The following is a 22,959-nucleotide window of genomic DNA, read 5'->3' on the forward strand; positions in this document are numbered from 1 at the left end:
TTTTTTTCATGGCTGGCCGTTCACGGCCTTGTCATGCCGATGTGCGAAAATCTCCGCGGAGACCCGCGCGCCGATCGAGCGCATGTCATCCTCATCGAAACTATAAAAAAGAAGCCGCCGGCATAGGCGGCACAGGGAGTGGAATGAAACAGAATCATCTGGGGGCCATCGCCGCCGCCGTCATCGTCCTCGCCGCCGCCAGTGGCTGCAGCCAGGAAAAGGAAGCTGCAAACGCCGGCGCTGCCGCCGGCGCCAAGGGCAAGGGCGGCCAGCCGCCGGCGGTCGTCAACGTGGTGGCGCCGCAGCGCCGCGACGTCCCGGTGGTGCAGCAGGCCAACGGCACCGTCACGCCGATCCGCACCGTCGACCTGCACCCGCAGACCACCGCGACCATCCGCCAGGTCCACATCAAGGAAGGCCAGTTCGTGAAGGCCGGCGAGCTGCTGTTCTCGCTCGACGACCGCGCCGACCGCGCCAACCAGGACAAGGCCCAGGCCCAGGTCGAGCGCGACCGCGCCCAGCTGGCCGACCTCGAGCGCCAGCTCAAGCGCAGCCAGGACCTGGTGGCCCAGAAATTCATCGCCCAGAGCGCCGTCGACACCCTGAAGGCCCAGGTCGACCAGGCCAAAGCCACCCTGCAGTCCGATACCGCCGCAGCGCGCGCTGCCGGCGTCAGCACCAGCTACACCTCGATCCGTGCGCCGATGTCCGGCCGCGTCGGCGGCATCGTGGTCTACCCGGGCAGCCTGGTGCAGCCGGCGACCTCCCTGACGACGATTACCCAGCTCGACCCGATCACGATCGCTTTCACGCTGCCGGAAGCCAGCCTGCCGGCCCTGCTGGCGGCGCAGAAGCGCGGCAAGGTCGAGGTCGAGGCGACCCCGGGCGCCGGCATGGCGCCGGTCACCGGCACCCTGAGCTTCATCGACAACACCGTCGATCCGGCCGCCGGCACCATCAAGGTCAAGGCCGAATTCGCCAACCGCGACACCACGCTGTGGCCGGGCCAGTACGTCGGCACCAAAGTCACCGTGCAGACCATCAAGGACGCCGTGGTGGTGCCGCAGAACGCGATCATCACGAATGCCCAGGGCACCTTCGTGTACGTGCTGAACCCCGACCATTCGGCCAAGCAGGTGCCGGTGCAGCGCCTGTATGGCGCCGGCACGGACGCCGCCGTCAGCGGCCTGAGCGGCAACGAGCAGATCATCACCGAGGGCAAGCAGAACGTGCGTCCGGGCGGCAAGGTGCGCCTGGCGTCCGACATGGCCAAGGGCGGCAACGGTAACGGACACGGCGCGGGCGAAGGCGGCAAGGATGCCGGCGCCGGCGGCAAAAAGGGCGGCGCCGCATGAGTCTCTCCGAACTCTGTATCCGCCGGCCGATCATGGTCGTGCTGCTGTCGATCAGCCTGATCCTGGTCGGCGTGCTGGCCTACATGCACATCCCGGTCGCCGCGCTGCCGAGCTATAACACCCCGGTCATCAACGTCAACGCCAACCTGTCGGGCGCCAGCCCGGAGATCATGGCCTCGTCGGTAGCGCTGCCGCTCGAGAAGCAGTTCTCGACCATCGCCGGCATCAACCTGATCACCTCGACCAGCACCCAGGGCAATACCTCGCTGACGCTGGAGTTCGATACCTCGATCGACGTCAACAAGGCGGCGGTCGACGTCCAGGCCGCGCTGCTGGCGGCCCAGCGCCAGCTGCCGCAGGAAATGACGGACCTGCCGTCCTACCGCAAGGTCAACCCGGCCGACGCGCCGGTGCTGTTCATGACCATGACCTCGCCGTCGATGAACCTGTCGGAGCTGAACGACTACGCCGAGAACCTGGTGTCGCCGGCCATCTCGACCCTGCCGGGCGTGGCCCAGGTGCAGGTCAACGGCGGCAAGAAGTTCGCAGTGCGCGTGCGCGCCAAGACCGACCTGATGAACGCGCGTAACCTGACGATGGACGAGCTGGCGGCCTCGCTGCGCACGGCCAACTCGAACGCCGCGCTCGGTATCCTGGACGGCCCGCAGCAGACGCTGACCATCCAGGGCCCGCCGCAGATGATGAAGGCGGCCGACTTCGCGGAACTGATCGTCGCCACCCGCGACGGCCAGCCGGTGCGCCTGAAGGATGTCGCCACCGTCGAGGACAGCTACCAGTCGACCAAGGCCTACGGCGCCTACAACGGCGAGCGCGCCATCGTGCTGCTGGTGCAGCGCCAGCCGGACGCCAACACCGTCGCCGTGGTCGACCACGTGCGCGAGCTGCTGCCGCGCTTCCAGTCGCAGCTGCCGGCCTCCATCAAGATCAACCTGGTCAACGACCGCTCGAAGTCGATCCGCGAAGCGATCCACGACGTGAACTTCACGCTGGCGCTGACCGTGGGCCTGGTGGTGCTGGTGATCTTCCTGTTCCTGCACCGTGTCTCGGCCACCTTCATCCCGGCCATCACGATGCCGATCTCGCTGCTGGGCGCCCTCAGCCTGCTGTACGCCTTCGGCTACAGCCTCGACAACATCTCGCTGCTCGGCATCACGCTGGCGGTGGGCCTGGTGGTCGACGATGCGATCGTGGTGCTGGAAAACATCGTGCGCCACATCGAAATGGGCAAGAAGCCGCTGCGCGCCTCGCTGGAAGGGTCGCGCGAGATGGGCTTCACCATCATCTCGATCTCGATCTCGCTGGTGGCGGTGTTCATCCCGATCTTCTTCATGCCGGGCGTGATCGGCCTGCTGTTCCACGAATTCGCCGTGATCGTCGGCCTGGCGATCCTGGTGTCGGCGGTGGTCTCGCTGACCCTGGTGCCGATGCTGTCCTCGCGCCTGCTGCCTGAGCACGGCCACGACCACACGGAAGAGAAGAGCTTCATCGGCCGCCACTTCGAGCGTGGCTTCGCCAAGGTCCGCAACGGTTACGAGAAGACCCTCGATATCGCCCTGAAATTCCGCTTCGTGGTGCTGCTGATCGCTTTCGGTACCTTCGCGCTGACGGCGCTGCTGTACACGACCATCCCGAAAGGCTTCTTCCCGGAAGAAGACATCGGCCAGCTGCGCGTGTCCACCGAAGCCGCCGAAGACATCTCGTCCTCCGCCATGCAGACCCTGCACGCCCAGGTCGCGGCCGCGATCCAGGCCGATCCAGCGGTGCAGGACACCACCGCCTTCTCGGGCGGCGGCAACAACGGCCGCATGTTCGTGGTCTTGAAACCGCGCGACGAGCGCGACAAGATGCCGCAGGTGATGGAGCGCCTGCGCAAGGCCACCCGCAAGATCGCCGGTATCAACGTCTACATGTCGCCGGTGCAGAACCTGCAGCTGGGCGGCCGCCAGTCCAAGAGCCGCTACCAGTACACGCTGCAGAGCGTGTCGGGCGCGGACATCAGCACCTGGGCCAACGAGTTCCAGGAGCGCATGCGCGGCAACCCGCTGTTCCGCGACGTCACCAGCGACACCCAGGAAAAGGGCCTGCAGGCGACCCTGGACATCGACCGCGACAAGGCCAACCTGCTCGGCGTGCAGCTGGGCGACGTGCGCACCGCGCTGTACGCCGCCTTCGGCGAGCGCCAGGTGTCGACCATCTACTCGACCGCGGCCAGCTATTACGTGATCCTGGAAACGGCCACCGAAGACCGCCAGTTCGAGGATGCGCTGTCGCGCCTGTCGGTGCGCAGCAAGACCGGCCAGCTGGTGCAGCTGTCGAGCCTGGCGACGGTGAAACGCACGGTCGGCCCGATCGCCGTCAACCACCAGGGCCAGCTGCAGGCGATTACCCTGTCCTTCAACCTGGCGCCGGACGCCCCGCTGGGCGACGCCACCGCGGCGATCGAGCAGATGGGCCGCGACATGAAGCTGCCGGCCTCGATCATCACCAAATACGGCGGCGACGCGGCGGTGTTCCAGGACTCGCAGTCGAGCCAGCTGATCCTGATTATCGCGGCGGTGGGCGTGATCTACGTCCTGCTGGGCGTGCTGTACGAGAGCTTCATCCACCCGATCACCATCCTGGCCGGCCTGCCGTCGGCGGCCGTGGGCGCGCTGCTGACCCTGCGCCTGTTCAACATGGACCTGACGATGATCGCCATGATCGGCATCCTGATGCTGATCGGTATCGTCAAGAAGAACGCGATCATGATGATCGACTTCGCCCTGGACGCCCAGCGCAACCAGGGATTGACGCCTGAGCAGGCAATCCGCGAGGCCTGCATCCTGCGCTTCCGTCCGATCCTGATGACGACCCTGGCCGCGCTGATGGGCGCGCTGCCGATCGCCCTCGGCCTGGGCGCCGGCGCCGAGCTGCGCCAGCCGCTGGGCCTGGCGGTGTGCGGCGGCCTGATCTTCTCGCAGGTCATCACCCTGTACATCACCCCGGTGATCTACCTCTACCTCGACAGGTACAGCGGCAAGGGACCGATGACGGACGAGCACCTGGCGGCGCTGGAGACGCATCCCCAGCATGAGGCGCCGAAGGTGGTGCTGACCAAGGCAGCCTGAACTTGTTACGTGGGCACGGGGTGCCCACCCTACGACCAATTGTAGGGTGGGCATCACATGCCCACGATGACCCGCCTCCTGTCGCATCACGGATACATTCTGTAACAACCATCAATTCCGGCAGCTTGTAAGCTGTTAGCGAAGGTCCAACAAACATGTGCGTCTCACCCAAAACAGGTTAGACTGCGGCCCTCGGACCATTCTTTGCTACTTCCCGGAAAGTTGTTCAACCATCTTGCGTGACCATTCCCACATCCATACGGAAGACAGCGATGTCTGCGCACATTGCGGTCAGCCGCTGCCCGGGCGGAAAACGGTCACTTACGGAGAGCAGGGCCCCAACCGTACCGGCCTGATCGTCACGGTCGGCCTGCACCTGCTGCTGGTGGCGATCTACCTGTTCCAGCCCAAAGAAGAGCACCACGCGCCGCCCAAGGCCGGCGAGGCCGTGGTCTGGCTGCCGCCGGTAAAACCGAACAAGCCGACCCCGCAAGCCGCCCAGCCCGCGGCCAAGCAGAGCCCCAGCACCGCGCTGCCGACCCCGAAATTCACGCCGCCGCCGCCGATCGTGGTGCCGCGCCTGCCGGATACCATCACGCTGCCGAACGAAAAGCCGGTCGAGCCGCCGAAGCCCAAGCCCAAGGAAGAGACCAAGCTGCAGCCGGACGAAACCGACATGGCGGCCTATATCGAGAAGCGGCGCCAGGCGCGCGGCGCCCGCAGCGAGCAGCCGGCCGAGGAAAGCGACGCCCAGCGCGGCATGCGCAACGCGCTGGCCAACATCGCCGCCATCAACGGCCGCGGCGGCCAGGACCCGAACGAAACCGGCGGCGTGTTCAGTGTCACCAACAAGACCTTCAGTCATGCCGACGTGAAGTTCCGCGGCTGGAATCCGAATTTCAAGCGGCGCTGGCTGACCACCGCCTCGGTCGATCGCGGCAACGAGCCCGACATCGAGACTGCCATCGTCAAGAAGATGATCGAGCTGATCCGCAAGGAAAAGAACGGCGACTTCGAATGGGATTCGCACCGCCTGAACAAGGTGGTGACGATGTCGGCAAGGCCGCAGGACGAGAAGGAACTGATGGATTTCCTGTACAAGGAAATGTTCCCGGACTACAAACCGCCGAGATAAAAAAAAACCGCGCATCGAGCGCGGTTTTTCGTTTCAGGCAGCCGGAACTCAGGCCATCGCCTTCAGGCGCCGCGCCACATCCAGCGCGAAATAGGTCAGCACGCCATCCGCGCCCGCGCGCTTGAAGGACATCATGGTCTCGAGCAGGACCTTGTCCGGATCCAGCCAGCCGTTCTGGAAGGCCGCCTGCAGCATCGCGTATTCGCCGCTGACCTGGTAGGCGAAGGTCGGCACCTTGAATTCGTCCTTCACACGGCGCACCACGTCCAGGTAGGGCATGCCGGGCTTGACCATCACCATGTCGGCGCCCTCGGCGATGTCCAGCGCCACTTCGCGCAGGGCTTCGTCGCTGTTGGCCGGGTCCATCTGGTAGGTGTTCTTGTCGGCCTTGCCCAGGTTGGCGCTGGAGCCCACCGCTTCGCGGAAGGGGCCGTAGTAGCCGGAGGCGTACTTGGCCGAGTAGGCCATGATGCGGGCGTGGATGAACTCCTTCTCTTCCAGCGCCATGCGGATCGCGCCGATGCGGCCGTCCATCATGTCCGAGGGGGCGATGATGTCGACGCCGGCCTCGGCCTGGGCCAGGGCCTGGCGGGTCAGCATCGCGATGGTCTTTTCGTTGACGATGTAGCCGTTCTCGTCCGGCAGGCCGTCCTGGCCGTGGGTCGTGTACGGATCCAGCGCGACGTCCGTCATGATCCCCAGTTGCGGGAAGTTGCGCTTCAGTTCCTTCACGGCGCGCGGCACCAGGCCGTCCGGATTGGTGGCTTCGACGCCGTCATAGGTCTTGAGTGACTGGTCGACTACCGGGAACAGCGCCATCACCGGGATGCCGAGCGTCACGCATTCCTCGGCCACCTTCATCAGCAGGTCGACCGAGACCCGTTCCACGCCCGGCATCGAGGCCACCTGCTGGCGCTGGTTCTGGCCGTCGAGGATGAACACCGGGTAGATCAGGTCGGACGAGGTCACGGTGTTTTCGCGCATCAGGGCGCGCGAGAACGGGTCGCGGCGCATGCGGCGCATGCGCACGGCAGGGTACTGGGATGGCGTGATGATGGGCATATCGGTCCTCGGAAAATGATCAGAGTGAATCGTCCTGCGGGGCGTCGCTATCGTCTTCTTCGTCGTCTTCGAGGCCCAGCAGTTCGATGATCTTGTCGTTCGCTTCGTCGATGCCCACGCGTTTGAGGGCCGAGAACAGCTGCACGGTGAAGGGGAAGCCATTGCCTTCCTCGTCGACGTAGCTGTCCAGCACCTGGCGCGCCTGGCGCAGCGCGTTGGTCGATTCGTTGCGGTTCAGCTTGTCCACCTTGGTGAGGATGCAGTGGATCGGCTTGCCGGTCGGGGCGAACCATTCCAGCATCTGGATGTCGAGCTCGGTGAACGGGCGGCGCGAGTCCATGATCAGGACCAGGGCCGCCAGCTGCTCGCGGCGCTGGACGTAGTCGCCCAGCAGCCGCTGCCAGTGCAGCTTGGCGTCGCCCGACACTTCCGCATAGCCGTAGCCGGGGAGGTCGACCAGCAGGGCGCGGATCTCGTCGACGTTCGTCGGGTCCTTGCGGTGCATGGCAATGTGGGCGCCGCCGATCGAGAAGAAGTTGATGTGCTGGGTGCGGCCGGGCGTCTTGGACGCGAAGGCCAGGCCCTTCTGGTTGGTGAGAATGTTAATCGCCGTCGACTTGCCCGCATTGGAGCGTCCGGCGAAGGCGATTTCCGGCGCCTGCGTGCGCGGCAGGTCGCGCAGCTGGTTGACGGTCGTGAAGAAACGGGCTTGCCAGAGTTTGGACATGAAAGAGTATGCGGAAAGTAAAGCGAAAAAGGCAACGAAAAAGGCGGTTCGGAAACAAAGCTATTGTACAATAGGGAGTTACCTGTCGTTTGTAAGTCTGATGGCAGGACACGAGCATGGCCGCTGCACTGTAACTGCAAGAATATTTCTACTTTTTCAGGGTGCTTGAATGAATCGTGTGTTTTTCCCGGCCGCAGGTGCGGCAATCGTAAAGTCTTTGCTGCTCGCGACCCTGGCATTTGCCGGTAGCGCCTCCGCAGCCGATGCGGCCCACGGCGCAGCGGCGCCGAAGCTTGACCCCGCCAAGGGCGGCTCCCTGTACGACACCGGCGACAACGCACGCGGCCTGCCGGCCTGCGCTTCCTGCCATGGCGCCGGCGGCAACTCCACCATCGTCGCCAATCCCAAGCTCGCCGGCCAGGTCGGTACTTACATCCACAAGCAGCTGGTCGACTTCACGACCCCGAACCGCCAGCAGCCGGTGATGACCACCTACGCCAAGATGCTGAGCGAGGAAGAAAAATCGAACATCGCCGCCTGGCTCGCCACCCAGCAGCCGAAGCAGGGCGCCGCGAAAAACAAGGACACCGTTGAACTGGGCCGCAAGATCTATCGCGGCGGCATCGCCGACCGCGGCGTGGCCGCCTGCGCCAGCTGCCACGGCGCCACCGGTTCGGGCATCCCGGCCCAGTACCCGCGCCTGGCCGGCCAGCACCAGGACTACACTCTCAACCAGCTGCAGGCCTTCAAGACGGGCGCGCGCAACAACAGCCCGCAGATGGGCGCACTGGCCAAGCGCATGTCGGACGAGGAAATGAAAGCCGTCGCCGATTACATCGCCGGCCTGAAGTAAGCGGAAGCAACCCGGGCGCCTGGCGCCCGCCAGGAATTCGATGAGCACCACCGGAATTGAACTGAAGACGCGCCGCCGCGCACTGGCCGAGGCAGTCGAACTGGTGTCCTCGATGCGCTTCGCGATCGCCCTGCTGATGATGCTGGCGATCGCCGCCATCATCGGCACCATCATGCAGCAGAACAAGGCCGAACCGGACTATATCAACCAGTTCGGCCCGTTCTGGTTCGAGATCTTCCGCAAGCTGGGCCTGTACGCGGTCTACAGCGCCTGGTGGTTCCTGCTGATCCTGGCCTTCCTGATCGTCTCGACCAGCCTGTGCATCGCCCGCAACGCGCCCAAGATGCTGCGCGACATGCGCAGCTGGCGGGAGAGCGTGCGCGAGGAATCGCTGCGCAACTTCCACCACAAGACCGAATGGACCACGGCGGGCAGCGCGGTGGCGCTGGCCAGCCAGACCGCCCGGCGCCTCAATGACGCCGGCTACCGCGTCAAGCTGGTCGACAAGCCGAACGGCGTGCTGGTGGCGGCCAAGAAGGGCGCGGCCAACAAATTCGGCTACATCTTCGCGCACTCGGCCATCGTCATCATCCTGCTGGGCGGCCTGCTCGATTCCGACCTGACTGTCCGCTTCCAGCAATGGTTCATGGGTAAGACGCCCTACATGGGCGCCGGCCTGATCTCGCAGATCCCGCCGCAGCACCGCCTCGGCCTGGGCAACCCCAGTTACCGCGGCAACACCATGATCCCGGAAGGGCAGAACAGCAGCACCGCCATCCTGCAGCAGGCGAGCGGCGTGCTGATCCAGGAGCTGCCGTTCACGATCCACCTGAACAAGTTCATCGTCGACTTCTACTCGACCGGCATGCCCAAGCTGTTCGCCAGCGAAGTCACGATCCACGATCCCGAGACAGGCAAAACCTTCCCGGCCAGCATCAAGGTCAACCAGCCGCTGATCTACCGCGGCGTGGCGATCTACCAGTCCGGCATCGAGGACGGCGGCAGCAAGCTGAAGCTGACCGGCTATCCGATGGCGGGCGCCTCCGACAAGGCTTTCGATATCGCCGGTGAAGTCGGCAGCGTAACCGAGCTGAAACACGGCGACGATCCCTATACCGTCGAGTGGTCGGGCTTCCGCGCCTTCAACGTCGAGAACACGAAAGAAGGCCAGGGCCAGGACGTGCGCGACGTCAAGAAAGGCGAGTCGCTCGAGGCCCAGCTGGCGCGTACCCTGTCCGAGCACACGGGCTCGGCGGCGAAGAACGCCAACAACAAGGACCTCAAGAATGTCGGCCCGAGCGTGCAGTACAAGCTGCGCGACAAGACCGGCCAGGCGCGCGAATTCATGAACTACATGCAGCCGGTGACGCTCGAAGGTGCAGAGGTCTACCTGGCCGGCGTGCGCAGCAATCCGGGCGACCCGTTCAGCTTCCTGCGCATCCCGGCCGACGACCGGCACGGCGTGCGCGAATGGATGCGCCTGCGCGCCGCGCTGGCCGACCCGACATTGCGGGAAGAAGCCGCGCGCCGCTATGCCGAGCGCGCCATGCCGCAGGCCAAGGAGGACGCCGTGCTGGCGCGCCAGCTGCAGGAATCGGCGGTCAAGACCCTGGCCATCTTCGCCGGCGATGGGTCGAACGGAAAAGGCGGTTACCTGGCGGTCTCGCAGTTCCTCGAGCGAATTCCGGCGCCCGAACAGGAAAAGGCAGCGAACGTGTTCATGAAGATGCTCAACGGCGCCATGTGGGAGCTGTGGCAGGCTGCCCATGCGCGCGCGGGCGAGCCGCCGGTCGAGCCGACCGAGGCGCATGGCCGCTTCCTGCAGCTGGCGACGAACGCGCTGTCGGACAGCTTCTTCTATGGTGCGCCGGTGTACCTGTCGCTCGAAGATTTCACGGAAGTAAAGGCGTCGGTACTGCAGGTGACGCGTTCTCCGGGCAAGAAAGTGGTCTACCTGGGCTGCCTGCTGCTGGTGCTGGGCATCTTTTCGATGTTCTACATCCGCGAGCGCCGCATCTGGGTATGGGTGAAGGAGCAGGGCGGCGATGCCCACGCCATGATGGCAATGAGCACCCAGCGCAAGACGCTCGACTTCGAGCGCGAGTTCGACGATTTGAAGACCAGGCTGCCGCAATCCGCGCAAATCGGCGTAAGCTAGACCTGGAACTGGAGAGAACCTATGTCGCAAGCAACGCACACCCCCGGCACGCCTTCGCAGACGGCGTACACGCAGCCCCCGGGCTTTTTCAAACGGCTTACGGCCATCGACTGGCTGTACGGCGCCGGCCTGCTGGCGGCGGCGCTGTTTGCGCTGCAGCGCTACGGCAGCTTCATGGACGTCTACGAACAGGCGATCCTGGTGCTGGCCGCGCCCACCTTCGCCTTCCTCGGCTGGCACTGGAAACCGGTGCGCTGGCTGATTCCGCTGGTCGGCCTGCTGTCGCTGTGGGCGATCTCGCTGTATGGCGGTTCGCTGGATGCCACCAACCAGCGCTTCTTCCTCAAGTACATGCTGTCGAGCCAGTCCGCAATCTTGTGGATGAGCACCATGTTCGGCTTCTCGACCGTGTTCTACTGGGGCGGGCTGATCGCCAGGTCGCCGTTCGGCGCCAGCGTCGGCTCCAGGCTGTGCTGGACCGCCGTGGTGCTGGGCTTTACGGGCATGATGGTGCGCTGGTACGAGTCCTACCTGATCGGCGCCGACGTCGGCCATATCCCGGTCTCAAACCTGTACGAAGTCTTCATCCTGTTCTCGATGATCACCGCGCTGTTCTACCTGTACTACGAACAGCGCTACGGCACCCGCCAGCTGGGCCCCTTCGTGCTGCTGGTCATCTCGGCCGCGGTCGGCTTCCTGCTGTGGTACACGGTGGCGCGCGGCGCCGCCGAGATCCAGCCGCTGGTACCCGCCCTGCAGAGCTGGTGGATGAAGATCCACGTGCCGGCCAACTTCATCGGCTACGGCACCTTCTCGCTGGCGGCCATGGTCGGCTGCGCCTACGTGCTCAAGTCGCACGGCATCCTGGCCGACCGCCTGCCTTCGCTGGAGGTGCTGGACGACGTGATGTACAAGGCCATCTCGGTCGGCTTTGCCTTCTTCACGGTGGCGACCATCCTGGGCGCGCTGTGGGCGGCCGAGGCCTGGGGCGGCTACTGGTCCTGGGACCCGAAGGAAACCTGGGCCCTGATCATCTGGCTGAACTATGCGGCCTGGCTGCACATGCGCCTGATGTCCGGCCTGCGCGGACGCGCCGCCGCCTGGTGGGCCATCCTCGGCCTGCTGATCACGACCTTCGGCTTCCTGGGCGTGAACATGTTCCTGTCGGGATTGCACTCGTACGGCAAGCTCTGAGATGACAGCCAGATTACAAATCGTAAGAAAGCTCAACGGTGACGGCTAGGCAGGAACAGATGGTGTAAGGTTGTTATGTCGGACGCAATGTGAGCGTCCGACCTGCTTAGTGGAGCCAGCCATGCTGATCAAACGTAACCCGAACGGTATCGACTTGCCGTTCCCATCCGAAATAACGCCGCGGGAGGTCTACGAAGGCCGACGCAAGTTCATTGCCCAGATCGCGGCCACCGCGGCCGTCGGCTCCTCGCTGTGGGAACTTGCGAACCGTGAGGCATTTGCCCAGGGAGCGCCGGCCGCAAAGCTTGCCGCAGCCCACAACGCCGGCCTGTCGACCACGGAAAAGCAGACTTCCTTCGAAGACGCGACCCACTACAACAACTACTACGAATTCGGCACCGACAAATCCGACCCGGCCCAGAACGCGCACACCCTGCGCACGCGGCCGTGGACGGTACGAATCGAGGGCGAGGTCAAGAAACCGCTGACCCTCGACATCGACCAGCTGACCAAGCTGGCGCCGCTGGAAGAGCGTATCTACCGCCTGCGCTGCGTCGAGGGCTGGTCGATGGTGATTCCCTGGGTCGGCTACTCGCTGGCCAACCTGATCAAGCAGGTCGAGCCGAACGGCAATGCCAAGTACGTGGAATTCACGACCCTGGGCGACAAGCGCCAGATGCCGGGCGTGGGCAGCCGCGTGCTGGAATGGCCGTATGTCGAGGGGCTGCGCATGGACGAAGCCATGCACCCGCTGACCCTGCTCACGGTGGGTATGTATGGCCAGGTGTTGCCGAACCAGAACGGCGCCCCGGTGCGCATCGTCGTGCCCTGGAAATACGGCTTCAAGTCGGCCAAGTCGCTGGTGCGCATCCGTTTCCTGAAGGACCAGCCGCGCACCGCCTGGAACGGCATCGCCCCCGAGGAATACGGCTTCTATTCGAACGTGAACCCGAACGTCGACCATCCGCGCTGGTCGCAGGCCACCGAGCGCCGCATCGGTGAAGGCGGCTTCTTTGCGCCCAAGCGCAAGACCCTGATGTTCAACGGCTACGACCAGGTCGCTTCCCTGTATAGTGGGATGGACCTGAAGAAGTACTTCTGAGCGAGGCTCGATGACAAAGAACGCGCCAGTACGACCGACTACCAGCCCATCGCCGAAACAGCTCGCCGCCATCAAGAGCGTGCTGTTCGTGCTGGCGCTGCTGCCGTTTGCGCGCATCGTCTGGCTGATCCTGCAGCAGGTGCCGGTCGAGCCGGTCGAGTTCGTCACCCACGGCACCGGCGACTGGGCCCTCTACCTGCTGTGCGCCACGCTCGCCATCACGCCGCTGCGCCGCTTCACCGGCTGGAACTGGCTGATCCGCTTGCGGCGCATGCTGGGGCTATACACCTTCTTCTACGCCCTGATGCACTTCCTGACCTTCCTGTGGGCCGACCATCAGTTCGACTTCGGCGCCATGTGGAAGGACGTGCTCAAGCGGCCTTTCATCACCGTCGGCTTCATCGCCTTCGTCCTGCTGGTGCCGCTGGCCGCCACCAGCACCAACGCCATGATCAAGCGGCTCGGCCGGCGCTGGGGGCAGCTGCACCGCCTGATCTACGCGATCGCGCCGCTGGCCATCCTGCATTACTGGTGGATGAAGGCGGGCAAGCATAACTTCGAGCAGCCCATCGTCTGGGGCACGGTCGTCGCCGTGCTGCTCGGCCTGCGCGTGTACTGGAGCTGGAGCCGCACGCGCAGTCCCGCCACGTCCCGCCCGGTCTCCTAGCATGATGAAGGGACCGTCCGTCATCGGCCTGTTGCTGGTACTAGCCCTCGTGCTGGTCCTGGCCGTGTCGCGCTTCCGCACCGGATCCTCGGTCGAGCGCTGCATGGTGCTGGATGGACGCTGGAACGAGCAGGCGGCCGCCTGCGCCCGCCAGGCCTGGCCGGAAGACCGCTCGCGCGAGCGGGAGTAAAAACGAAAGGAGAGCCGGGTGGCGCAGCGTCCAGGGATCTTTCCAACATTCTTTTTGTCCGGTTTCGAATGCTCCACCTTCCTGTGGGGCGAGGGCGTGCGGCGCAACCTGGTTGCGGAAACCGGGCATGACCGCCACGTCGCCGAGGATTACCAGCAGCTGAGCCGCCTCGGCATCGCCGTGGCCCGCGAAGGCATTCCGTGGCCGACGGTGGACAAGGGCGGCAGCTACGACTTTTCGCACATCGATCCCTTCATCGACGCCATGAACGCGTCGAAAATCATCCCGATCTGGGACCTCTGCCACTACGGCTACCCGGACGATCTCGATCCCTTCTCCGACGAATTCGTCGACCGCTTCGCCCGTTATTGCCGCGCCGCCGCCGAATACGTGGTGCCGAAAGTCCGCGGCCCGCATTTCTTTACCCCCATCAACGAGATCACCTTCTTCTCTTTCTGCGCCGGCGAATGGGGCTGGGCCGCGCCCTATCACTGCCGCCGCGAAGACCGGATGCGCCTGCGGCTGGCGCTGTGCCGGGCCGCGATCGCCGGGGTCAAAGCGATCCGCGAAGTCGACCCGGAAGCGCGCATGGTGCACGTTGATCCGCTGGTGCGCGTGGTGGCGCCGCGCGACCGCCCCGACCAGGTCGACGCCGCCCACCACGAGACCTGCGTCGACACCTTCATGGCCTGGGACATCATCGCCGGACGCGAGCACCCCGAACTGGGCGGCGCGCCGGAGATCCTGGATATCGTCGGCGCGAACGTCTACTCCTTCGGCCAGATGGAATACCGCGAGCATGGCCCGCACGCCCCGCTGGCGCCCGGCGACGACCGCATCGCCCCGCTCTGCGACATGCTGGAGATGGCCTGGCAGCGCTACCACCGGCCGATGATCATCGGTGAAACCAGCGGCCTCGGCCACGGGCGCGAGAGCTGGCTCAGGGACGTGATGCAGGAATCGCTGGCGGCGGTGGACCGCGGCATCGACCTGCAGGGCATTTGCCTGTTCCCGGCGGTCGACATGCCCGACTGGCATACCGGCGAGTGGGTTCACAACGGCATCTGCGACGTGTGCGATGAGCAGGGCGATTTGAAGCGGGTGCCGGATGAGGAGTACATCGCCGAATTGCGGCGCTGGCAGAAGGAGCTGAACCGGGTGACCGAGCTGGACGTGGACCCGTTCAGCGACCCGGTGGAATTGCAGGATGTGATCGATGCGGCGAAGCGGTTAAAAATGCAGCCGGACAAGGATTGGTGCTAGTTCATGCTCGATAAATGGTTCAACGCGAAGCCAGGCAATGCCGTGCAAGGGCTGGACATCGTGCGGATAGGGGTAGCCCTGATCATCCTCATGCATCCCCTGCATGGCTACTTCCACTATCGCGATGTCGCGCCGGGCTTCGGCGGCTACCTCGCCAGCCTGGGTTATCCGATGGGAGGCGTCCTGGCCTGGCTGGTGCTGATCCTGCAAACCCTGTGCAGCGTGGCGCTGATCGCCGGCCGCGCCATCGTTCCTGCCTGCCTGGGCCATATCGTCATCGTCAGCTTCGGCATCATCCATTTCCATCGCCCGCATGGCTGGTATGTGACGGGTCCGGGCGAGCACGGCATGGAATGGGGATTCATCCTGCTGGCCTGCCTGTTCGGCGTCATGTGGGGCTACTGGCCGCGCAGGAAGCCTGCCGGTGCCCGGCCGGTCTAGGAGCTGACGCTGGTTCTTCAGCGCACCAGCGAACGCGCCGTCGGCTGCAGCATCAAAGTCTCCGGCGCCCGCTCCATGCCTGCGGCATGCGCAGCCAGCACGCTACGCCAACGCGCGTCCGCCGCCAGCGCCCGCTGCTGCCTGACGTAGCCGTCCGCATCCTCGAAGGCGGCAAAGCTGACGAAGACGGTTTCCTTCTCCCGCACCGGCAAACGTGCGAAGGTATTCCGGCTCTTCTCCGACACATACTGCGCCAGGATGCGTGCGCCGCTTCCTTCCAGTAACGGCGCGATGTCGCGCTTGAACGCGGCGGCAAAGCCGGGCAGGGCATCCGCGCGCAGATAGTAGATGGTGGCGACCACCAGCCGGCCGCCGGCCTTCGACCCCAATGCAGGCCGCACCAGGCCATCGAGCGCGAAGCCGCTGCCCATAAAGGCGGGCCGCAACAGCAGCACATTGTCGTTGTCCGCCAGCGTGGCATTGGCCCGCTCGCGATTCGCCTGCCATACGGGGCCGTAGTAAAACGCGGTGAGGGCCTCGTGGCGCGCCTGCATGTCCGTGAAGCCGCGCACCCACACGAAGCGGTCCGGACCGGCCAGGTCGCGGAAGGTGGCGGCGATGCGCATGCCGGTGGCTTCCTGGCTTTCGATGAAGCGTTCTTCGAACAGGCTGATGAGCGCGTCGCGCTTGCCGGGGTACATGGTGTACTGCCGCAGTTCGACGACCGGGCAGCAGTCCTGCGCGAGGGCGTCTGCAACAGGCGGCAAGGACAGCGCGCAGACAAGTGCGGCGCCGTTTAAAAGGCGGCGGCTCATGCCTGCCACCCCTGCACCACGGTGACCACGCCGGTGCCGACCAGCAGCATGCCGACCGCGCGCGTGGCGAGGCCGCTGGCCCCGATCGAGCCGCCGGCCCGTTGCGCCAGCAGGACCACGCCGCCGTAGACGCCGGCCTGGGTGCCGGCCGTGATCAGCCCAAGCGCGCTGGCCTGGGCCCAGATCGGACCCTGCGCCGGTTTCAGGAACTGCGGGAACACCGCCAGCATGAACACATAAGCCTTGGGGTTGAGCAGGCAGGTCAGCATGCCCTTCAGGAACACTGACGATGCCGGGCGCGCCGGCGTATCCGTGCGCACCTTGAGCGTGGTCGCGCCCGCACGCGTCAGCTGCCAGCCGATCCAGGCGATATAGGCCGCGCCGGCGACCAGCAACAGATTGAACAGCGCGGGCCAGAGCTGCACGATGGCCGCCACGCCGAGCGCGCCCATCGCGATGTGGCAGACGCCGCCGGCGACGATGCCCGCCACCGCGGCCAGCCCGGCGCTGCGGCCGCCCGTCAGCGAATTGGCCAGCACATAGGCCATGTCGAGCCCGGGGAGGGCGATGATGCCGAATACAAGGACAAAATACAGCCACAGCGTTGCAGTCGCGTTCACGGCTATCTCCATGGTCAAAACGCCAGCGTAAGCGGTATATAGGTCATAATTGGTCCTATGTACCGACCGACCACGCGCGTTCTCGCCCTGCTGGAGCTGCTGCAGACCCATGGCCGCATGTCCGGCGCCGAGCTGGCGCCGCGCCTGGGCGTGGACCGGCGCACCCTGCGGCGCTACATCGGCAAGCTGGAAGACATCGGCATCCCGATCACGGCCGAGCGCGGGCCGGCGGGCGGCTATGCCCTGATGCCGGGCTTCAAGCTGCCGCCGATGATGTTCACCGAAGACGAGACGCTGGCGCTCTCGCTCGGCCTGCTCGCCGCGCGCGGCCTGGGCCTGGCGGAGGCGGCGCCGGCGGTGGCCAGCGCCCAGGCCAAGCTGGAGCGCGTGATGCCGGATGGGCTGAAGCGGCGTGTGCGGGACGTCGACGAAACCGTGAAGCTGGATGCGGCGCGCGCGATTGCGCCGCCCGACAACCAGGCGCTGGTGGCGCTGACCGGCGCCGCCCAGGCCTGCCGGCGGGTGCTGCTGCGCTACCGCGACCAGCGAGGCGAGGAATCGATGCGCCGCTTCGATCCCTACGGCCTGGCCTTGCGCCATGGGCGCTGGTACGCGGCCGGCCTGTGCCATCTGCGGCAGGCGCTGCGCACCTTCCGGCTGGACCGGGTGGTCGTGGTCGAGCCGCTGGCGGAGCAATTCGAACGTCCGCCAGGATTCGATGCGATGGCCCATGTGGTGCAGGCGGTGGCCACGCTGCCGCGCGCCATCACCATCGAGGTGTTGTTGAAAACCGATGCGGCCTCGGTGCGCGCCCACCTGTTTGCCGAGGCCGGGGTGCTGGAAGAAACCGCGGAGGGCGTGGTGATCCACGCCCAGTCGGACGAGCTGGACTGGTTCGCGCGCCAGCTGGCCGGCATGCCCTTCGATTTCGAGATCCGCCAGCCGCCCGAATTGCATGCGGCGGTGGGGGCATGCGTGCAGCGCCTGCTGCGCTGCAGTCGTTCGTCCGCCTAGCGCTTGCGACGCAGGCAGCCGTAATTCGGCGCCAGCGGCAGCAGGCGCGCACGTGCCCCGCCGATCTCGATGTCCGCCAGGGCCGGCGGCGCGACCGCGACCTTGCCCGCCGCCAGGTCGTCCAGCAAGGCCTGGCAATCGGCTTGCGGCAGCATGACGCGGGCCAGCGCCGACCACTGTCCCTGCGCATCTTCGGCCAACACGACGGCATTCGGCATGAAGCTGGCCGGCACGGCGCTGGCAGCGTCGCCGCGGCTGCTGAGGAGCACCTCCGGCTTGCCGTCGCCGTTCACGTCCAGCAGGAAGGCATCGCAGCGCTTGCCCGGCTCGCGCAGGCAATCCGGATAGGTGAAAGCGTCGCCCTTCAGCGCCCAGTCGGTGCGCAGGAAGCTGTCCGGCAGCTTCATGCGCGGCTGGCGCAGGATCAGGTTCGCTTTCATGTCGGCCGGCTGCGCTGGCGGCGCAATGCGGTTCCAGCGGCTCTTCATGCTGCGCACCAGCGCAATCCGGCGCCGCACCAGCGCCGCCTCCGCTCCCGTGGCTTCGCGTTCGATGCGGTCCAGCGCGGCGCGCCCATAGCGCTCGCCGTCGAAGCGGAGGAAGGCGAAGTCGAAACGGTCGGCCTGTACCTTGCCGGACGCCAGCCGCGCGGCCTGGCTGGCCACCGAGACCCTGGCCGGGTCGAGCAAGGGAGAAAACAAGAGCAGCAGCAGGCCGAGGACGACGAAGGCGGTGGCGGTGTTGACCGCCGCCAGCGAGGGCAGCCAGCCAGGGCGCAGGGCGGCGCGGAAATAACCGGCCGCATAGCAGGCGGCAACCAGCATGCAGGCCGCGGCGCTGACCCGGTCCCCGGTCCAGCCGTAGTCGCGCACGCGCAGGCTCAGGGCGTACACGGCAATGAGCACCAGCGGCGCCAGCAGCAGGCTTGCCGCGCGCGCGGCCACACGCACCACGCGCGCGACCGCTTTGCCGTCCTCGCCGTTCTGCCAGGCGGCATTGATCAGCACCACGAGGCCGGCGGCGGCAACCAGCAGCACCGCGGCCGCGCGCTTCGTATTCCACAAGGGTTCCAGGCCGGTGAAGGGCAGGGCCAGCAGGAAGCCGCCGACCAGCAGCACGATGACGGGCAGCAGCCAGGACAACAGCACCAGCAGCAGTCCGCGGATGCCGCGCACGATGGCCGGGCGCACGTCGGTCAGGTGCATCGCGCAGGAGAAGGCGAAGGCGGTGACCGGAATCGCGAACCATTCCTCGCGGATCAGCTCGGTAAGAAAAGTCAGCTTGACCAGCTCGAACAGCTGCGCACCCAGGGCCAGCACCAGCCAGGTGACGCCGGTGAACAGGCCGCTGAAAGCCAGTTGCGCGCCGTGCTTCCAGGCGATGTCGAAATAGGTGCCATACGCGGCGATGCGGCGCTTGTCGCGCACGGCGGCCAGCACCAGGGTATGGGCGATGAAGAAGCCGGCCATGGCGAAGAACAGCAGCTGCGGCGACGGATACAGGGAACGGTAGAGCCCGGGCGAGGGCGGGAAGGGACCATCCTGCCTGGTGGGCGGCAAGGGCAGGTCGGCCACGCGCCAGGCATCGTAGCAACCCAGGCCGGCCAGCAGCAGCATGGCTGCGCCGCCCCACAGGATCAGCTGGCGGCGCGGAATGTGGCCCAGGCCGGAGACCAGGATCACCGGCGCTATCAAAGCTGCCAGCACCAGCGGCACGAACAGCAGCGGCACGGTGGCCGGCCAGCTTTGCTCCTTGCCGGCCCGGTAGAGCAGGTAGAGCAGCAGGCCCTGCAGCAAGCCAAGCAGGATGCGCCGGCTGCCGACCCCGGGCAGGGTCAGTGTGGGCAGGGACGGGCTGTCGGAAGGATCGAGTGCTTGCATGGGCCGCCTTCAAAATGGATCTGGGAAGCTTAGCACCCATGCAGGCGCGCAGAAAAGTAAATGAGATTGCAATCGGCCTCCCCTCGCCTAGAATCAAGGTAGACGGCAGATGAGGACGTCGACATGGAACTTTATGGACAAGGCGCGGCGAAACGCCTGATCCTTTCGCTGGCGGCGGGCGGGGCCCTGGCAGGCTGCGTCTACGCACCGCCGCCGTATGCGGCCTACGACGCGGCGCCGGTGGCCGCCGCTCCCTACTATTACTATCCCTACAGCTATCCGACCTATGTCGGGCCGCCGATCTCGCTCAGCTTCGGCTACTACGAGCATCGCTATCGCGGCGGCGGGTACGGTCATTACGGCGGGCACGGCTGGGGTGGCCGCGGCTGGGGAGGAGGACGCGGCGGCTGGCGCGGCCGGCACTGACAGTAGTTTTGGCCAAAATTCACCGTTATTCGCGCATATTCATCTTCCAAGTCATGCATGAATAGCCAAGAATACAAGCATTCCATTGACGTTCAGGAAAGCTTGTCATGAATTTTGGCGAAAGACTCAAACAGATCCGCACCGATAAAGGCCTGACCCAGCCGCAATTTGCGCAGCTGGCGGGCATCGAGCAGTCCTACCTGTCCAAGCTGGAAAACGACAAATCGGTGCCCTCGGCCGAGATGTTTTCCACCATCCTCGCCGGCCTCGAGATGGACGCCGCGGCCTTCCTGAGCGAGGTGGACAAGGACGTCCTTGCGACCACCTTGCGCCATATTCCGGCGGTGTCCCAGTTCACCAGCCAGGCCGTGGTCGCCCAGGTCAAAGATACCAGGCGGTGGCTATACGGCTCGGCAGTGGCCTGGGTGCTCGGCTTTGCCATGATGCTGGCGGCGAACGACGGCATTTTCTTTTCGAACAATCTCTACAAATACGACTCGCCCGGTGTGATTCGTGCAGGCGAGGCGGAAGACATTTTCGACAAGCAGAGGCAAATCCTGGCGCTCAAGGAGGACGCCGGCATCATCACCCGGCAGGACGCGCTGAAGGAGCTGCAAGCCTTCCTGGCGAACCGTTCCAGGCCGGTCACCGTCGAGTCGCCGGTCAACCGCGGCACGGTCTACTTCGAACCCGCCGAAAACGGCCGCCGCCGCTTCGACCTGGTCCACACCACCTACGTGCATTCGCCCGGCAACCGCGTCCTGCAATACCTCGGCGCGATCGTGCTGCTATCCGGCTTCGTCGGCCTGTTCATCGAATGGCGCCTGCGCCGCCTGAAAACCAAAGCCCGCTAAGCACCCACCAAGGGATTTCCCATGTCGCAGATCCGCACCTTCCTCGCCGGCGCCACCACCATGGCCGCCGCCCTGGCCGCCGTCCTCACCCTGACCGGCGCCAAAAGCCCACCCCGTCACGAGACCTTCGACGAGATCACCGTCGGCCGCATCAACATCGTCGAGCCGGACGGCACCAAACGGATCGTCATCTCGAACAAGGCCCAGTTCCCGGGCGACTTCCAGGAAGGCAAGGAGCGCCCCCGTCCGAACCGGCGCGACTTTGCCGGCATGCTGTTCATCAACGAAGAAGGCACGGAAAACGGCGGCCTGATCCAGAAGGGCAGCATCGCCGCCGACGGCAAGATTTCGTCCGGCCTGTCGCTGACCTTCGACCGCTTCCGCCAGGACCAGGCGCTGCAACTGCTCAACAACGACAGCGCCATGCATCAGCAGACCGGCATCAGCATCAACGACGTCCCTTATTTCAAGACCACGTCGATTGCCGACGTCACGCACTTCGGCGAGGAAAGCCGCAAACTGCCGGAAGCGCAGCAGGAGGCGTACTGGAAGAAGCTGGCCGACGAAGGCAGGCTGTCGCAGAACCGCATCTGGCTCGGCAATACGCGCAGCAAGGGCTCGTCGCTGATGCTGAAGGACGCGCAGGGACGCACGCGCATGATGCTGCTGGTGTCGGCGGACGGCAAGGCGGAAATCCAGATGCTGGACGAGCAGGGCAAGGTCAGCAAGTCCATCACGCCGGGCGCGAAGGAATAAAAAAGCCGGGATCGAAATCCCGGCTCCTTATTCGCTGCGCAGCTTATTTGACGATCGCTTCCATCGCAAACAGCTCGGCCGGCTCTTCGCGGCGGCGGATCAGGTGGACCTTGTCGCCGTCGACCAGCACCTCGGCCGCACGGCCGCGGGTGTTGTAGTTCGAGGCCATCGTGAAACCGTAGGCGCCGGCGGTCATCATGGCCAGCAGGTCGCCCGGCTCGATGGCAAGCTCGCGGTCGCGCGCCAGCCAGTCGCCGGATTCGCAGATCGGGCCGACCAGGTCGTACTTGACTGTGGCGCCCTCGCGCCGGGCCACCGGCTTGACGTCCATCCAGGCCTGGTACAGGGCCGGGCGCGCCATGTCGTTCATCGCGGCGTCGACCACGCAGAAGTTCTTTTCCTCGCCGGGCTTGAGGAATTCCACCGACATCAGCAGCACGCCGGTATTGCCGACGATCGAGCGGCCCGGTTCGAAGATCACCTTGATCGGCCTGCCCTCGTACTTCTCGGCGCGCCAGGCGTCGATGCGCGCGAATACGCGCGAGACGTAATCGCCGATCGCCACCGGGGCATTGTCGCCGGTGCCGTAGTCGATGCCCAGGCCGCCGCCGACGTCGAGGTGGTGCAGCACGATGCCTTCAGCCGCCAGGGTGTCGATCAGTTCGATCAGCTTGTCGAGGGCTTCCAGCAGCGGGGCGTCGTCCAGCAGCTGCGAGCCGATGTGGCAGTCGATGCCGACCACGTCCAGGTGCGGCAGGGCGGCGGCGCTGCGGTAGGTGGCCAGGGCGTCCGAGAAGGCCACGCCGAACTTGCTGGCCTTCAGGCCGGTGGCGATGTAGGGGTGGGTCTTCGGATCGACGTTCGGGTTCACGCGCAGCGACACCGGCGCGCGCTTGCCGAGGCGGCCGGCCACTTCGTTGATGCGGTGCAGTTCGGGGATCGATTCGACGTTGAAGCAGAGGATGCCCTTGCTCAGCGCCAGCTCGATCTCGGCCACGGTCTTGCCCACGCCCGAGAAGATCACCTTGCCCGGGTCGCCGCCGGCGGCGATCACGCGCAGCAGTTCGCCGCCCGAGACGATGTCGAAACCGGCGCCTTCGCGTGCCAGGATGTCGAGGATGGCCAGGTTCGAGTTGGCTTTCATCGCATAGCAGACCAGGGCGTCACGTCCCTGGCTGGGCGCCGCGTAGCCGCGGAAGTTCTGCAGCAGCTGGGCCTTCGAATAGACGTAGGTCGGGCTGCCGAACTGTTGGGCGATGGCGGGCAGGGGAACGCTTTCGGCGTGCAGGACGCCGTCTTGGTACGAGAAATGCGACATG

Annotated in this window: 21 protein-coding genes; 15 read left to right on the plus strand and 6 right to left on the minus strand. The window is 65.6% G+C overall.

The features are described from left to right. Window positions 1-143 precede the first annotated feature (143 nt). From AC07PE_RS23765 to AC07PE_RS23775, 3 genes are all read left to right on the plus strand, one after another. Window positions 144-1,355, plus strand: a complete 1,212-nt coding sequence (locus tag AC07PE_RS23765) for an efflux RND transporter periplasmic adaptor subunit (protein ID WP_498769137.1) — start codon at window positions 144-146, stop codon at window positions 1,353-1,355. Further along, window positions 1,352-4,483 carry an efflux RND transporter permease subunit gene (locus AC07PE_RS23770; protein ID WP_498769139.1) on the plus strand — a complete coding sequence of 1,044 codons (3,132 nt, stop codon included), beginning with the start codon at window positions 1,352-1,354 and terminating at the stop codon, window positions 4,481-4,483. The genes AC07PE_RS23765 and AC07PE_RS23770 overlap by 4 nt, the downstream gene beginning before the upstream one ends. A gap of 235 nt (window positions 4,484-4,718) precedes the next feature. Next, window positions 4,719-5,618, plus strand: a complete 900-nt coding sequence (locus AC07PE_RS23775; RefSeq protein ID WP_498769141.1) for a hypothetical protein — start codon at window positions 4,719-4,721, stop codon at window positions 5,616-5,618. A gap of 48 nt (window positions 5,619-5,666) precedes the next feature. On the opposite strand, the gene hemB is transcribed toward AC07PE_RS23775, so the two are convergent. Then, window positions 5,667-6,680 (minus strand): porphobilinogen synthase, encoded by a 1,014-nt coding sequence (gene hemB, locus AC07PE_RS23780; RefSeq protein WP_498769143.1) that lies wholly within the window; start codon window positions 6,678-6,680, stop codon window positions 5,667-5,669. A gap of 19 nt (window positions 6,681-6,699) precedes the next feature. Continuing rightward, a complete protein-coding gene (gene yihA / locus AC07PE_RS23785) occupies window positions 6,700-7,407 on the minus strand; it encodes a ribosome biogenesis GTP-binding protein YihA/YsxC (protein ID WP_498769145.1) in 708 nt (235 codons plus the stop codon). 169 nt (window positions 7,408-7,576) lie between these two features. Here yihA and AC07PE_RS23790 point away from each other — a divergent pair, with 169 nt between their 5' ends. The 8 genes from AC07PE_RS23790 (at window position 7,577) to AC07PE_RS23825 (ending at window position 15,275) form a co-directional block, all read left to right on the plus strand. Beyond that, window positions 7,577-8,260, plus strand: a complete 684-nt coding sequence (locus AC07PE_RS23790; protein WP_498769147.1) for a c-type cytochrome — start codon at window positions 7,577-7,579, stop codon at window positions 8,258-8,260. Between the two features lie 40 nt (window positions 8,261-8,300). Next, entirely contained in the window at window positions 8,301-10,418 is a 2,118-nt protein-coding gene (locus AC07PE_RS23795; RefSeq protein WP_498769149.1) for a cytochrome c biogenesis protein ResB, read from the plus strand. Window positions 10,419-10,439: 21 nt separating this feature from the next. Continuing rightward, entirely contained in the window at window positions 10,440-11,612 is a 1,173-nt protein-coding gene (gene ccsB / locus AC07PE_RS23800) for a c-type cytochrome biogenesis protein CcsB (protein ID WP_498769151.1), read from the plus strand. Window positions 11,613-11,733: 121 nt separating this feature from the next. Next, window positions 11,734-12,714: a protein-methionine-sulfoxide reductase catalytic subunit MsrP gene (gene msrP, locus AC07PE_RS23805; RefSeq protein WP_498769153.1), complete on the plus strand. Its 981-nt coding sequence runs from the start codon at window positions 11,734-11,736 to the stop codon at window positions 12,712-12,714. 10 nt (window positions 12,715-12,724) lie between these two features. Beyond that, window positions 12,725-13,381 (plus strand): protein-methionine-sulfoxide reductase heme-binding subunit MsrQ, encoded by a 657-nt coding sequence (gene msrQ / locus AC07PE_RS23810; protein WP_498769155.1) that lies wholly within the window; start codon window positions 12,725-12,727, stop codon window positions 13,379-13,381. Window positions 13,382-13,385: 4 nt separating this feature from the next. After that, window positions 13,386-13,571 carry a hypothetical protein gene (locus AC07PE_RS23815; protein ID WP_498769157.1) on the plus strand — a complete coding sequence of 62 codons (186 nt, stop codon included), beginning with the start codon at window positions 13,386-13,388 and terminating at the stop codon, window positions 13,569-13,571. A gap of 54 nt (window positions 13,572-13,625) precedes the next feature. Further along, window positions 13,626-14,834, plus strand: a complete 1,209-nt coding sequence (locus tag AC07PE_RS23820; protein WP_498769159.1) for a glycoside hydrolase family 1 protein — start codon at window positions 13,626-13,628, stop codon at window positions 14,832-14,834. A 3-nt stretch (window positions 14,835-14,837) separates the two neighbouring features. After that, complete coding sequence (locus AC07PE_RS23825; RefSeq protein WP_498769161.1) at window positions 14,838-15,275, plus strand: DoxX family protein; 438 nt, start codon at window positions 14,838-14,840, stop codon at window positions 15,273-15,275. Between the two features lie 17 nt (window positions 15,276-15,292). Here the strand turns inward: AC07PE_RS23825 and AC07PE_RS23830 are convergent, their stop codons facing one another. Both AC07PE_RS23830 and AC07PE_RS23835 read right to left on the minus strand, forming a co-directional pair. After that, a complete protein-coding gene (locus tag AC07PE_RS23830; protein WP_498769163.1) occupies window positions 15,293-16,090 on the minus strand; it encodes an NIPSNAP family protein in 798 nt (265 codons plus the stop codon). Continuing rightward, window positions 16,087-16,710: a LysE family translocator gene (locus AC07PE_RS23835; protein WP_498769165.1), complete on the minus strand. Its 624-nt coding sequence runs from the start codon at window positions 16,708-16,710 to the stop codon at window positions 16,087-16,089. The genes AC07PE_RS23830 and AC07PE_RS23835 overlap by 4 nt, the downstream gene beginning before the upstream one ends. 57 nt (window positions 16,711-16,767) lie before the next feature. Here AC07PE_RS23835 and AC07PE_RS23840 point away from each other — a divergent pair, with 57 nt between their 5' ends. After that, window positions 16,768-17,724: a helix-turn-helix transcriptional regulator gene (locus AC07PE_RS23840; RefSeq protein WP_498769167.1), complete on the plus strand. Its 957-nt coding sequence runs from the start codon at window positions 16,768-16,770 to the stop codon at window positions 17,722-17,724. Here the strand turns inward: AC07PE_RS23840 and AC07PE_RS23845 are convergent. Further along, the gene (locus AC07PE_RS23845; protein ID WP_498769169.1) at window positions 17,721-19,604 is read right to left on the minus strand and encodes a DUF4153 domain-containing protein; all 1,884 of its coding nucleotides are present in this window, start codon (window positions 19,602-19,604) and stop codon (window positions 17,721-17,723) included. The genes AC07PE_RS23840 and AC07PE_RS23845 overlap by 4 nt on opposite strands. 123 nt (window positions 19,605-19,727) lie before the next feature. Here AC07PE_RS23845 and AC07PE_RS23850 point away from each other — a divergent pair, with 123 nt between their 5' ends. The 3 genes from AC07PE_RS23850 to AC07PE_RS23860 all read left to right on the plus strand — a co-directional run bounded on the left by AC07PE_RS23850 (window position 19,728) and on the right by AC07PE_RS23860 (window position 21,640). After that, window positions 19,728-20,030: a hypothetical protein gene (locus AC07PE_RS23850; protein ID WP_498769171.1), complete on the plus strand. Its 303-nt coding sequence runs from the start codon at window positions 19,728-19,730 to the stop codon at window positions 20,028-20,030. A gap of 107 nt (window positions 20,031-20,137) precedes the next feature. After that, a complete protein-coding gene (locus AC07PE_RS23855; protein WP_498769173.1) occupies window positions 20,138-20,884 on the plus strand; it encodes a helix-turn-helix domain-containing protein in 747 nt (248 codons plus the stop codon). 21 nt (window positions 20,885-20,905) lie between these two features. Beyond that, window positions 20,906-21,640 (plus strand): hypothetical protein, encoded by a 735-nt coding sequence (locus AC07PE_RS23860; RefSeq protein ID WP_498769175.1) that lies wholly within the window; start codon window positions 20,906-20,908, stop codon window positions 21,638-21,640. A gap of 43 nt (window positions 21,641-21,683) precedes the next feature. Here AC07PE_RS23860 and lysA read toward each other — a convergent pair whose 3' ends face one another. Beyond that, window positions 21,684-22,958 carry a diaminopimelate decarboxylase gene (gene lysA, locus AC07PE_RS23865; RefSeq protein ID WP_498769177.1) on the minus strand — a complete coding sequence of 425 codons (1,275 nt, stop codon included), beginning with the start codon at window positions 22,956-22,958 and terminating at the stop codon, window positions 21,684-21,686. Window position 22,959 lies beyond the last annotated feature (1 nt).

Source organism: Telluria sp. GW821-FHT07G12 (assembly GCF_059418525.1).